General features: G+C 72.7%; 9 protein-coding genes and 1 pseudogene. 5 read left to right on the top strand and 5 right to left on the bottom strand.

Going from position 1 to position 12,390, the window contains the following annotated elements; translation table 11 throughout:
• The first annotated feature begins 42 nt into the window (after positions 1-42).
• Positions 43-720: a PhzF family phenazine biosynthesis protein gene (locus ACGF2Y_RS05435; protein WP_392943385.1), complete on the top strand. Its 678-nt coding sequence runs from the start codon at positions 43-45 to the stop codon at positions 718-720.
• A gap of 33 nt (positions 721-753) precedes the next feature.
• Here the strand turns inward: ACGF2Y_RS05435 and ACGF2Y_RS05430 are convergent, their stop codons facing one another.
• The 3 genes from ACGF2Y_RS05430 to map all read right to left on the bottom strand — a co-directional run bounded on the left by ACGF2Y_RS05430 (position 754) and on the right by map (position 5,040).
• Positions 754-2,952, bottom strand: a complete 2,199-nt coding sequence (locus ACGF2Y_RS05430; protein WP_392943665.1) for a trypsin-like serine protease — start codon at positions 2,950-2,952, stop codon at positions 754-756.
• Between the two features lie 318 nt (positions 2,953-3,270).
• Positions 3,271-3,936: a heme oxygenase (biliverdin-producing) gene (locus ACGF2Y_RS05425; RefSeq protein WP_392943384.1), complete on the bottom strand. Its 666-nt coding sequence runs from the start codon at positions 3,934-3,936 to the stop codon at positions 3,271-3,273.
• A gap of 246 nt (positions 3,937-4,182) precedes the next feature.
• Positions 4,183-5,040: a type I methionyl aminopeptidase gene (gene map / locus ACGF2Y_RS05420; protein ID WP_392943383.1), complete on the bottom strand. Its 858-nt coding sequence runs from the start codon at positions 5,038-5,040 to the stop codon at positions 4,183-4,185.
• A 58-nt stretch (positions 5,041-5,098) separates the two neighbouring features.
• Between map and ACGF2Y_RS05415 the strand changes: the two genes are divergently transcribed.
• Complete coding sequence (locus ACGF2Y_RS05415; protein WP_392943382.1) at positions 5,099-5,335, top strand: hypothetical protein; 237 nt, start codon at positions 5,099-5,101, stop codon at positions 5,333-5,335.
• Positions 5,336-5,406: 71 nt separating this feature from the next.
• Here the strand turns inward: ACGF2Y_RS05415 and ACGF2Y_RS05410 are convergent, their stop codons facing one another.
• A complete protein-coding gene (locus ACGF2Y_RS05410; protein WP_392943663.1) occupies positions 5,407-6,666 on the bottom strand; it encodes an MFS transporter in 1,260 nt (419 codons plus the stop codon).
• 214 nt (positions 6,667-6,880) lie between these two features.
• Between ACGF2Y_RS05410 and npdG the strand changes: the two genes are divergently transcribed.
• Positions 6,881-7,591 (top strand): NADPH-dependent F420 reductase, encoded by a 711-nt coding sequence (npdG, locus tag ACGF2Y_RS05405; RefSeq protein WP_392943381.1) that lies wholly within the window; start codon positions 6,881-6,883, stop codon positions 7,589-7,591.
• 183 nt (positions 7,592-7,774) lie between these two features.
• Entirely contained in the window at positions 7,775-7,954 is a 180-nt protein-coding gene (locus tag ACGF2Y_RS05400) for a hypothetical protein (RefSeq protein ID WP_392943380.1), read from the top strand.
• A 19-nt stretch (positions 7,955-7,973) separates the two neighbouring features.
• On the opposite strand, the gene ACGF2Y_RS05395 is transcribed toward ACGF2Y_RS05400, so the two are convergent.
• Positions 7,974-8,780 carry a site-2 protease family protein gene (locus ACGF2Y_RS05395; protein WP_392943379.1) on the bottom strand — a complete coding sequence of 269 codons (807 nt, stop codon included), beginning with the start codon at positions 8,778-8,780 and terminating at the stop codon, positions 7,974-7,976.
• Positions 8,781-8,979: 199 nt separating this feature from the next.
• Between ACGF2Y_RS05395 and ACGF2Y_RS05390 the strand changes: the two are divergent.
• A pseudogene (locus tag ACGF2Y_RS05390) lies at positions 8,980-12,346 on the top strand (BTAD domain-containing putative transcriptional regulator).
• Positions 12,347-12,390 lie beyond the last annotated feature (44 nt).

Below are 12,390 nucleotides of genomic sequence, written 5' to 3'. Positions count from 1 at the left end.
CTCGGTTCCCGCCCCGGCGCCGGGCAGTGCTTGAATGCCTCCGTGAACGACTACGACGTACCCCGGGGCATCGACGTCCTGCGGGTGTTCTGCGGACCCGACGGCCGGCACGGCAACGCCCTCGGCGTCGTACGCGACGGACGCGACCACCCCGACGAGGCGTCCCGGCAGCGGCTCGCCCGGCGACTCGGCTTCAGCGAGACCGTGTTCGTCGACGACCCGGAGCGCGGGCGGGTGGACATCCACACTCCGGGGCTGCGGCTGCCGTTCGCCGGGCACCCGCTGGTGGGCACCGCCTGGCTGCTGGACCTGGAGGTCCTGGAACTGGCCGTCGGGGACGTGTTCGCCCGCCAGGACGGGGAGTTCACCTGGATCGCCGCCCGCCCCGAGTGGGTCCCGCCGCGCACGCTCCAGCAGTACGCGAGCGCCGCCGAGGTCGAGGCGCTGCCGGGACCCCCGCCCGGCGAGGGCTGGCTCTACGCCTGGGCCTGGGAGGACGAGGCCGCCGGGCGAGTGCGTGCGCGGGCCTTCCCGAGGCGCGGGGAGGAGACCGGGATCGTCGAGGACGAGGCGACGGGCGCGGCGGCCCTGCTGCTCAGCGCGCGGCTCGGCCGGGCCCTCAACATCACACAGGGACGCGGCTCCCAGATCCTCACCGCACCCGCGCCGGACGGCACGGTGGAGGTCGGGGGCCGCGTCCTGATGGCCGTCCGGGGCTGAACCCCGGACGGGCCCGTCCCGCCGCTCGCCGCGTTACCGCAGAGCGCCGCCGAACGCCTTGCCGACGGCCGGCAGGCCGCCCTTGCCCGGCTCGTAGCTGGTCACGGCCTCGACCGCGCCGCCGGTGAGGTTGGACCACGGCATCAGATGCGCGGCACCACGGGCGGCGGGCCCGTCGGGCATGCCGATGTACAGGTGCGTACCGGTGGCGGTGATGCTGCTGCCGAGCCGTTCGCCGGTGCCGGGGGCGCCGGGCAGGCCGGCGTTGCCCGGCACGATCCACCGGTCGTTGAGGCCGGGAGCGCCGAGCAGTGAGAACTTCTGGATGGCACCGGAGTCGACGACCGTGCCCTGGTTCTCGCCCGGGATGCCGACGGCCAGCAGCATCGTCGTGGTCGTGCCGACGTTCTTGGGCCGGGTGTTGACGACGGAGACCTGCTCGCCGAACCGGTCGCCCGACTCGGAGACCCCGATGACGTCCGTCTTCTCCTGCTGGATGTCCCGGAGTTCGCTGACCGCGCCGCGTGCCGTGACGTGCAGGGTGACCACCCGGCCGGCGTTCGCCTTGTTGGCGCCGTTGACCTTGATGCCCTCGCCGGGGGAGCCGACGGCGATGATCGAGTCGCTGTCCGTGGCCGCGCCCTCGGGCCGGTAGGAGGTCATCGACAGCGCCTTGCCGAAGAGGTCGTTCGCCTCGACAGCGCCGCTGATGCCCGCGGTGTCCTGGTGGACCGACTTCACCGGTGCGGGGATCTTGTCGGCGTTGAGCTCGTGTCTCAGGATCTGGATGCTGCCGGTCTTCGCCACGGTGCCGATGGCCTCGCTGGGGACGCCGATGGCGATGTGGTTCGGCGAACCCGCGACGGAGTAGCCGAACTGGTCGCCGGCCTCGGCCGCTCCCGGCACGCCGTCCTTGTCCTGGTGGACCGCGACGCTCGTGCCGCCGCGCACATAGATCGTGCTGCCCGCGTCGACGGTGGCGCCCAGGTCCTCTCCGGGCATGCCGATCAGGATGTACGGCTCACCGGTGGAGGTGTTCCCGGCGGCGAGGGAGAAGCCCATGTAGTCCTTGGCCTCGGACGCCGAGCCGAGCAACGCGCCGGAGCCCCTGCCCTGCTCGAACCAGGTTCCGCCGCGACCCTTGCCGAGCCCCGCGGGCGAACCGTAGACGATCTGCACCGCCCCGGCGTCGGCGACCTTGCCGATGTCCTCGTTGGGCACGCCGACCACCAGATCGGTGTAGCCGTCGGCGTTGTAGTCCACCGTGGCCAGCGCGGTACCGAAGCCGTCGCCCGCCTCGGGTCCACCGTTGACACCGGGACCGCCCTGGACCAGCTCGGAGACGCCCGCGCCGTTGCCGTACACCACGCGGACCAGTCCGGCACCGGTCGCGCCGGCCACCGTGGCCTTCGGGTCGGCTACGGCGACATCGCGGTGACCGTCGCCGTTGAAGTCGACGTACGGGGCGGCCGTCACGGTCTCGGTGACCCACGCGTGCAGATCGTCGACGCGGCTCTCCACCGCGCCGGTACGGGTCTCCTCCTCCGGAGTGCCGAAGCAACCGCCCATCCAGGACCGGCTGTTGACGCCGACGAGCTCGACGCTGCCGCCCTGCTCGCGGAACACGGGCCCGCCGGTGTCGCCGGCGCACACGGCCGCGCCGTCCACACCGGTGATGCTCACGGTGGTGGCGTCGGACCCGTCGACCGAGAAGCGGCCCTGGTGCATCCGGACCGGGGCCCACTCGTCGGAGGTCCGGCCGAAGCCGGTGCCGGTGAGGGTCTCGCCCGGGGCGGGCGGGGTCGCGGCGAGTGCGGCCGGGGTGATCGTGGTGACCGGCTTGGCCAGCCGGGCGAGCACCAGGTCCCGGTCGGCGCGGGGCACGAGCTCGACCACGGTGCGGACCTGGCCGGCGGTGGTGGTGCTGTCGGTGCGGCCGACGAAGGCCGTGGTGGCGTCCTTCGGCGCGCCCGGCAGGAGCTGCTGGGCCTGGGCCGGGTCGTCCACGAAGCAACTGGCCGCCGTCAGCAGCCAGTCACGGTCGACGAGCGTGGCGGAACACGCGCGCTTGCCGTCGCCTATGTCCAGCCGCGCGGTGAACGCGTAGGCGTCGTCGGCGGCCGGGGTTCCCACCACGGCTTGGGCCGCAGGGGCCAGAAAGGTGCCTGAGACGAGGGCTGCTGCCAGCAGCCCGCTCGTCACAGCCGCACGGGGGCGGAGTCGGGGCACGATGATATTTCCTGTCGACGGACATGACTCCGCGGCGGGAAATCGTTCTTTCAGGCATGGCACCCACGCACCAGAAGGCTCCCCCGCCCGGATGCCATGTGAAAGTGAAGTGAAGGCGGAACCGGAATCTACCCGCAGGTCTATGGGGCGTCAAACACCATGTGACGTGGGGTTTTATCCCTTTTCGTGCGGCAAAAAAGGGGAGAAATGAGGAAAGCGCGCGGCTCCCCCGGAACCTCCGGTGGAGCCGCGCGCCGATGCGTGTGCGTTCAGCAGCCGGTGATCATGTGCCGGCGTTCACACCCTGAGCGGGAAGGTTGTTCACGCGCTGAGCGGGAAGACCTCGCCCAGGTCGCGGAAGACCGCGGTGTTCAGTGCGAAGGCCCGCTTGCACTCCTCGATGATGCGCTGCTTCTCCAGGTCGTCCGCCTTCACCGCGTCCAGCAGCTCGCGGTAACCCCGCTTGAAGGCGGCCGGGTTGGTGATCTCCTCGAAGACGTAGAACCGCACGCCGTCGCCCTTGCGCTCGAAGCCCCAGGTCTTCTCCGCCTTGTCGCGGATGATCTGGCCGCCCGAGAGGTCGCCGAGGTAGCGCGTGTAGTGGTGGGCGATGTAACCCGCGGGCCAGGTGCGCGCGCACTCCGCGACCCGGGCCGCGTACGCCGAGGTGGCGGGCAGCGGCTCCAGCCCTTCGCGCCAGCCCGCCCCGCGCAGATGCGCCAGGTCGCGCTCCAGCTCGGTGGAGCGCATCAGCTCGGGCTGTATGAACGGGCCCGCGACCGGGTCGTCGCGCAGCGCCTCCGCGCACTCCTCCAGCGCCCGGTACACAAACCACAGCTGCTCGGTGTAGCGCGTGTACGCGTCCACTCCCAGCCGCCCGCCGAGCAGGTCACTCATGAAGGTCGAGGTCTCGGCCTCGGTGTGCTGCTCGTGCGACGCGGTACGGATCAGCGTCGAGAAGGGAGTGACGGTGGCGGTTGCGTCCAAGGCGGGCCTCCGGAGACCGAGGGGGACGGGAAGTCCAGAAAGAGACGGACGGAAATATCGGCAGGTGGCCGCCGCGAGGAGTGCGGCGGTGTGTGCCGATAGCCCGATCCTCCTACTTAGGCTTACCTAAGTCAACTGGTTCCCGACTGCCTGTCGGTAAAAAACTACGCGCAGAGCGGGTGAAGTGTGCAGTTATGAAAGCTTTGGGGTGGTTTACGGGAGGGAGTGATCTACAGGAGGGGGTGACTACGGAAGGGTGAGGATCTCCGCTCCGGTCTCCGTGACCACCAGCGTGTGCTCGAACTGGGCCGTCCGCTTCCGGTCCTTCGTCACCACGGTCCAGCCGTCCTCCCACAGGTCGTACTCGTGGGTGCCCAGCGTCAGCATCGGCTCGATGGTGAACGTCATCCCCGGCTGCATCACCGTGGTGGCGTGCGGGCTGTCGTAGTGCGGGACGATCAGGCCGGAGTGGAACGAGGTGTTGATCCCGTGCCCGGTGAAGTCGCGGACGACCCCGTAGCCGAACCGCTTCGCGTACGACTCGATGACCCGGCCGATCACATTGATCTGGCGTCCCGGCCTGACCGCCTTGATGGCCCGGTTCAGCGACTCCCGGGTGCGTTCGACCAGCAGCCGCGACTCCTCGTCCACGTCGCCGCAGAAGTAGGTGGCGTTGTTGTCGCCGTGCACTCCGTCGATGTACGCGGTGACGTCCAGGTTCACGATGTCGCCGTCGCGCAGCACGGTGGAGTCGGGGATGCCGTGGCAGATGACCTCGTTGAGCGAGCTGCACAGCGACTTCGGGAAGCCCCGGTAGCCGAGCGTCGAGGGGTACGCGCCGTGATCGACCATGAAGTCGTGCGCGACCCGGTCGAGCTCGTCCGTGGTGACCCCGGGGGCGATGTGCCGGGCGGCCTCCTCCATCGCCTGCGCGGCGATACGGCCCGCGACGCGCATCCGCTCCACGGTATCGGCGTCCTGGATCTCCGGGCCGGTGTACGGCGTCGGAGCCGGCTTCCCCACGTACTCGGGACGCCGGATGTTTCCGGGTACGGAACGGACGGGAGTGATCTCCCCTGGTACGAGAAGCGACTGGCCAGACATGTCAGCGAGTCTAACCAGCGGCCCCGGGGCACCATGGCAGGGAGGAAAGGAGCCGTCGATGGCCCTGTTCAAGAAGCGCACGGTCGGCAAACCGGGCGAGTGGTACTACTGCCTGGAGCACAAGAAGGTCGAGGAGGGCCCGGAGTGCCCGGCCCAGAACCGCTTCGGCCCCTACACCTCCCGCGAGGCGGCACAACACGCGATGGACACGGCCCGCGACCGCAACCTGGAGTGGGACACGGACCCGAAGTGGCACGACGAGGACAAGGGCCCCTCAAGCCCGTCCGGCGATTGAGGACACCTTTTCAGCCCCTCCGGCGCTTGAGGAGTGGGGGCGGGGGCGGAGCCCCGGAAACGGCGGACCGCTCACGTCTCCGCCCGCGCCTGCCGCCTCCGTACCGCGTCCTTATCCGTCTCCGAGTCGTACCGCACCAGCTTCGGCAGCGCAGCGGTCAGCAGCGCCACCGACACCACGCACGCCACCCCGCCCGTCCAGATCGCCGACCGGGTCCCCGTCCAGCCGGCCATCGCCCCGGCCCGCACCTGACCCAGCTGCGGGCCGATGCTGTACGAGAGCACCTCGATGCCCGCGAGCCGGCCCCGCAGCTCCTCCGGGATCGTCTGGTTCCAGATCGTCGCGCGCCCCAGCCCGCTGAGCATGTCGCCCGCCCCCGCCACGGCCAGGCAGAGCAGCACCACCCACACACTGGAGAACCAGCCCGCCGCGGCGATGGCCAGCCCCCAGGCCGCCGCACCGAACACCACGAACAGCCCGTGTCTGCGCACCCGTGACGTCCAGCCGCTGGTCAGCCCCAGCGCCAGCGAGCCGACCGAGCCCGCCGCGTACATCAGGCCCAGCGACCACTGCGCGTCCAGCTCGTCCGCCAGGAACGGGAAGATCGTGTTCGGGAAGGCGAAGAACATCGCCGCCAGGTCGATCGCGTACGTCCCCAGCAGCACCGGCCGGCTCCACGCGTACCGCGCCCCCTCGACGATCCCGCGCAGCGACGGCTTCCGCGCGTCACGCGCCGGCGGCGCGGGGGAGAGCCGCAGACAGAGCACGACGGAGACGGCGAACGTGCCCACCGTCACTCCATACGCCGTGCCGTGACCGGCGTACGCCACCACCAGACCGGCCAGCGCCGGGCCCGCGATGGCCCCGATCTGCCAGCGCAGCGAGTTCAGCGCGGCCGCCGCCGTCTGCTGCTCGTGCGGCACGATCCGGGCCATCAGGGAGTCCAGCGCGGGCCGCTGGAGCCCGGCGAGCGCGGACACCCCGCCGGCCACCACGTACAGCGGCCACAGCAGCGGCTCCGGGAGCAGCGCGTTCACCAGCAGGATCGCGGCGAGCACCCCGAGCCCCGCCTCGGTGAGCAGGATGACCCGGCGGCGGTCCACCGAGTCCGCGAGCGCACCGCCGTACAGCCCGAAGACCACCAGTGGCACCAGCTCCACCGCGCCCATCGCCCCGACCGCGAGCGGGGAACCCGTGAGGTCCTTGATCTGGAGCGGCAGCGCGATGAGCGCCATGAAGCTGCCGAAGTACGTGATCAGGCCCTGGACCCACAGCAGCCGGAAGTCCGTCGAGGAACGCCACGGCGAAAGATCCGGCAGCAGGGCGCGGATCCGGGCCGACAGCGGCGGGGGGGATGAAGGGGACGAGGGGGCGGAGGAGGGCGGCGCTGCGGTCACGAAGGGCCATGATCCGTACTGCCGGACGATCAGGGCAAGCCGATTTTCCGGTACGCCCCGGGCCCCTTGGCCGCCGGCGGGGAGGGCGGCGGCTGGGTCGGCCGGGCGAGCCGGTTTCCCGGGAGCTACCTGGCAGTAGGGTCGGCTCATGACTACACAGGACAGCGGCAGCGCGCCCAAGCCCCCCGCCAAGGACCCCTGGGACCTTCCCGACGTCTCCGGCCTGAGCGTCGGCGTGCTCGGCGGGACCGGACCGCAGGGGCGCGGCCTCGCCTACCGGCTCGCCCGCGCCGGACAGCGGGTCACCCTCGGCTCCCGGGACGCGGCGCGTGCCGAACAGGCGGCGGCCGAGCTGGGCTTCGGCGTCGAGGGCGCGGACAACGCGGAGTGCGCCCGGCGCAGCGACATCGTGATCGTCGCCGTGCCGTGGGACGGCCATGCCAAGACGCTGGAGTCCCTGCGTGAGGAGCTCGCGGGCAAGCTGGTGATCGACTGCGTCAATCCGCTCGGCTTCGACAAGAAGGGCGCCTACGCCCTCAAGCCGCAGGAGGGCAGCGCCGCCGAGCAGGCCGCCGCCCTGCTGCCGGACTCCCGGGTCACCGCCGCCTTCCACCACCTCTCGGCCGTGCTGCTCCAGGACGAGTCCATCGAGGAGATCGACACCGACGTGCTGGTCCTGGGCGAGGCACGGGCCGACACGGACCTCGTGCAGGCGCTGGCGGGCCGCATCCCCGGGATGCGCGGCATCTTCGCGGGCCGCCTGCGCAACGCGCACCAGGTCGAGTCGCTGGTGGCCAACCTGATCTCGGTCAACCGCCGCTACAAGGCCCACGCCGGGCTGCGCACCACCGACGTCTGACCGGGCCTGCCCGGGGAGGAGCCCTCCCCGGGCGGCCGGACCGCCGCGCCCGGGGCGCGCCACCCCCGGGCACCCCGTCCCCGGGGCACGCCACCCCGGCACGGCTCCCCGGGGCGGGGCACAACGGGGCATGGGGGACACTGGAGGGGACCGCGACCCGTTCCCCGACAGGAGTCGACCCCCATGCCCCGCATCGCTCTCTACGCCCTCGTCGTCTGCGTCCTCGCCGTCGTGGCGGCCGTGGTCTCCTTCGCGCAGGGCAGTCTGCTCGGGATCGTCTGGGTGCTCATCGCGGGCCTCTCGTCGAACATGACCTGGTTCTACATCCGCAGGCACCGGATGACCGCCGCCGACGCGGGCTGAGCCCGCCCCGCCGCTTCCGTTACGCGACCGCGCAGCCCGGATCCTGCTCGTCGAAGAGGCCCAGCCAGAAGCGGTAGAGGTCATAACCGCAATACCGCTGGAACTCCTCGACGCCGAGTCCGCCCAGCAGCGCGTGGATCGCGTCGAAGAAGACGATGTTCACCTCGGGGATCCACAGGATCGCGAACACCGCGATCAGCCCGAACGGCGCGATCGGCTCCACCTGACGCCTGATCCGGTACGACAGCCAGGGCTCGATCATCCCGTAGCCGTCCAGCCCCGGGATCGGCAGGGAGTTCAGGATCGCCGCCGTCACCTGGAGCATCGCCAGGAACGCCAGCGCGTACCGGAAGGCGACCGGCACCCCGTCGAGGGCGTCCAGCCAGAACGGGGCCGTGCACACGATCGCGAACGCCACGTTGGTCAGCGGGCCCGCCGCCGAGATCAGGCTGTGCTTCCAGCGGCCGTGGATCCGGCCGCGCTCGATGTACACCGCGCCGCCGGGCAGTCCGATCCCGCCCATGATCACGAAGAGCACCGGCAGCACGATGCTGAGCAGCGCGTGGGTGTACTTCAGCGGGTTGAGCGTCAGATAGCCCTTCGACCCGACCGAGAGGTCCCCGCTGTGCAGCGCGGTACGGGCGTGCGCGTACTCGTGGAGACAGAGCGAGACGACCCAGGCCCCGGTGACGAACAGGAAGACCGCGAAGCCGGTGGCGTCCGCCAAACCCGTCCACACCGCCCAGCCCGCGACCGCGGTGACGGCGGCGATGCCGAGGAAGACCGGACTGATTCTCCGGTCGCCGCGCTTGGCTGCGGTGGTCATCGGCACTCGACTCCTGGGGGTGGGTGGCACAAGGGCGCGGTGCCGGGAAGGGCGATCGTACGGTTCGCACTCCACGGTTGGCACGGTTTCGACGGTTGGTACGGGTCCGGCGGTTCCGACACGGCGGGAACGTCGGGGACCGGTGACGGAGTTCCACCCTGTCAACACCGCGCCCCGCGCCGTCACGGACAATGGCCCCGTGCGCTACTGCATCCTCGGCACCACCCGGGCATTTCGCGACGACGGTACGGCCGTCGCCCTCGGCGGGGCGCGGCTGCGCGCCCTGCTCACCGTTCTCGCGCTGCGCCCCGGACGGACCGTCCCGGCCGGGGTCCTCGTCGACGAGGTGTGGGACGGCGACCCGCCCGCCGACGCGGCCGGCGCCCTCCAGGCCCTCGTCGGGCGGCTGCGGCGGGCCCTGGGCCGGAGCGCCGTCGAGTCCGTGGCGGGCGGCTACCGGCTCGCCGCCCCGCCGGACGCCGTGGACCTGCACCGCTTCGAGCGCCTGACGGGGGAGGGGAGCCGGGCGCTGGAGGCCGGCGACGCTTCGAGCGCCCTCGCCGTCCTGGAGGAGGCCCTCGCGCTGTGGGCCGGGCCCGCCCTCGCCGATCTTCCCGACCGCACGGCGGCCGCGTCCCGCTGGGAGGCCCGCAGGCTCGACGCGCGGCGGGCCGGGCTCGGCGCCCTCCTCGCCGTCGGGAGCCCCGGGGCGGCGCTGCCGGAGCTGGCCGCGCTCTGCGACACCCAACCGCTCGACGAGCCGCTCCAGGTCCTGCGCATCAGGGCGCTGCGGGACGCCGGACGCCCCGCCGAGGCGCTGGCCGCGTACGAGGAGGTCCGCACCCTGCTCGACGACCGCCTCGGCACCGCCCCCGGCCCGGCGCTGCGCGCGCTGCACGCCGAGCTCCTCCAGCAGGAACCGGCCGCGCCGCCCGCCGCCCCGGAGCCCGCCCACGCGGCCCCGCCCCCGACGCCTCCGCCCGCCCACGGGAACCTCCGGGCCCGGCTCACCAGTTTCGTCGGCCGCGACGCCGACATCGCCGCCCTGCGCGAGGACCTCGGCCGCGCCCGGCTCGTCACCCTGCTCGGCCCCGGCGGCTCCGGAAAGACCCGGCTGTCCCAGGAGGCCGCGGAGGCCGCCGAGGCCGCCGCCGGGGCCTGGCCCGATGGCGTCTGGCTCGCCGAGCTGGCCCCCGTCGACGACCCGGACGTCGTGCCCGAAGCCGTCCTGACCGCGCTCGGCGCCCGGGAGAGCGTGCTGCGCGGGGCCGGGGCCGAGGAGCTGCGGGCCGCCGACCGCACCGGCGCCGACCCTCTCGTACGCCTCACCGAGCACTGCGCCCCGCGCCGGATGCTGCTCCTCCTGGACAACTGCGAGCACGTCGTCGGAGCGGCGGCCGCCCTCACCGGCCATCTGCTGGCCCACTGCCCCCAGCTCACCGTCCTCGCCACCAGCCGCGAACCCCTCGGCGTACCGGGCGAGTTCGTGCGCCCCGTGGAACCGCTGCCCGGCCCGATGGCGCTGCGCCTGCTCGCCGAGCGCGGGGCCGCCGCCCGCCCCGGCTTCCGTACCGACGCGGACGAGGCGACCGCCGCCGCCTGCGCCGAGATCTGCCGCCGCCTGGACGGACTGCCGCTCGCCATCGAACTGGCCGCCGCCCGGCTGCGGATGCTCACCCCCCCGCCAGCTCGCCGGCCGGCTGGACGACCGCTTCCGGCTCCTCACCAGCGGCAGCCGCACCGTGCTGCCCCGCCAGCAGACCCTGCGCGCGGTCGTCGACTGGTCCTGGGACCTGCTGGACGACGCCGAACGGGCCGTCCTGCGCCGGCTGGCCGTCTTCGCGGGCGGCTGCTCACTCGCCGCCGCCGAGGAGGTCTGCGCCCTGCCCGCCCCGGGCGGCGGCTTCGCCGTGGAATCCCCGGACGTCGCGTCCCTGCTCGGCTCCCTCATCGACAAGTCCCTCGTCGTCGCCGCGCCCGGCGACGACGAGGAGATGCGCTACCGGCTGCTGGAGACCGTCGGCGAGTACGCCGCCGAGCGTCTGCGGGAGGCGGGCGAGCGGGACGCCGTCGAGCGCCGACACCTGGCCCACTACCGGGAACTGGCCCGTAGCACCGGGCCGAGGCTGCGCGGCGCGGGGCAGCGGGAGGCCATCGTGGTCTTCCAGCGCGAGTACGAGAACCTGCGCACCGCGCTCCGGCACGCCGTCGCGGCACGTGAGGAGCAGGAAGGACTCTGCATCGTCCTCTCGATGGCCTGGTACTGGCTGATGCACGAACTGAACGCCGACGCCCGTCAGTGGTCCGGGGCGGTGGCCGCTCTCGGCCCCGACCCGTTCGCCCCGCCCGGCGTCCAGGCCCCCTCCCTGCTGGAGCGGACCACCGACCGGCCGCCGCCCTGGGAACCGGAGCAGGTCGAGGAGGCGCGGCGCGGGGCGGGGCTGATCCGGATGGTCAGCATGGACCGCGCGATGAACGAGTGGCTCACCCCGCAGGGCCTGGAGCGGATGCGGATCATCGCCCGGACCTACCGGGCCGGGCAGCCCCAGGCCTGCCGTACACCCGGTGCGCTCTGGATGTTCGCGGTCCTGCTCACCGGCAAGGCCGACGAGATGCGGGAGGTGATGGACGAGACGGTCCGGTCCTCCCGTGAGTTCGCCTACGAATGGGAGCTGGGCGCCGCGCTGGACATCCGCGCCAAGGTACTGGCCAACCGCCCCGACTGGGCGGGAGAGGCGCTGGCCGACGCCGACGAGAGCCTGGAGATCTTCGTCCGGCTCGGCGACGACTGGGGTGCGGCCGAATCGCTGTCCTCCCGGGGGGAGGCGAACGAGCGCAAGGGCCGGTTCGCCGAGGCCGCCGCCGACTATCTGGCCGCGATCGACTACGCACGGGCGCTCGGCGCCCACGCCCAGGTGGCCGTGTTGCGAGCCCGGTACGCCGGGGCCCTCACCGAACTCGACCGCTTTGACGAGGCCGAGGCCGTCCTGTGCGATGTCGTCGACGGCGGCCGGTTCGCCGGGCACCAGGCGATGCCGACCGCCCGGCTGCATCTGGGGTTCCTGTACGGCCGCGTGGGCCGGGTGGCCGAGGCACGGGAGCAGATCGTCCTGCTGCGTGATGAGTTCAGCTCCCGCACGATCGGGGTCTTCGACGGGTTCGTGCTCGGGGTGCTGGCATGGCTGGACAACCTGGTGGGTGATCATGCCTCCGCACTCGCCACCGGGCTGGACGCGCTGGCCCGCGCCCAGGACCGGCTCGCCAGGATGATGGCCCCGCAGATGGCCTCCAGACAGCTGATGACCATCGCCCGCGCCCTCGCCGGACTCGACGCCCCCGGTGCCCCGGCCGCCGCAGCCCGGCTGCTCGGCCTCCAGGCGACTCTGGTGCCGGCCGGGCATGTGCCGACCGCCCTGGAGTGCCAGGGCCTCATCGAGGCCGAGGAAGCCGTGCGGGCCCGGCTCGACGACGACGCCTACACGGCGGCGTACGAGCAGGGCGGCGGCCTCACCCTCGACGAGGCCACCGCCCTGGCGCAGACGTACCGGAGGGACCCGCCGGCGTAACACCCCGGGCCGGGGGCGCAGGTGCCCTGCCAGCGGCGCGCCCG

The sequence above is a fragment of the Streptomyces sp. NPDC048142 genome (assembly GCF_043202835.1).
In the GTDB taxonomy this organism is placed as follows: Bacteria; Actinomycetota; Actinomycetes; order Streptomycetales; family Streptomycetaceae; genus Streptomyces.
This window is presented reverse-complemented; position numbering and strand designations above follow the sequence as displayed.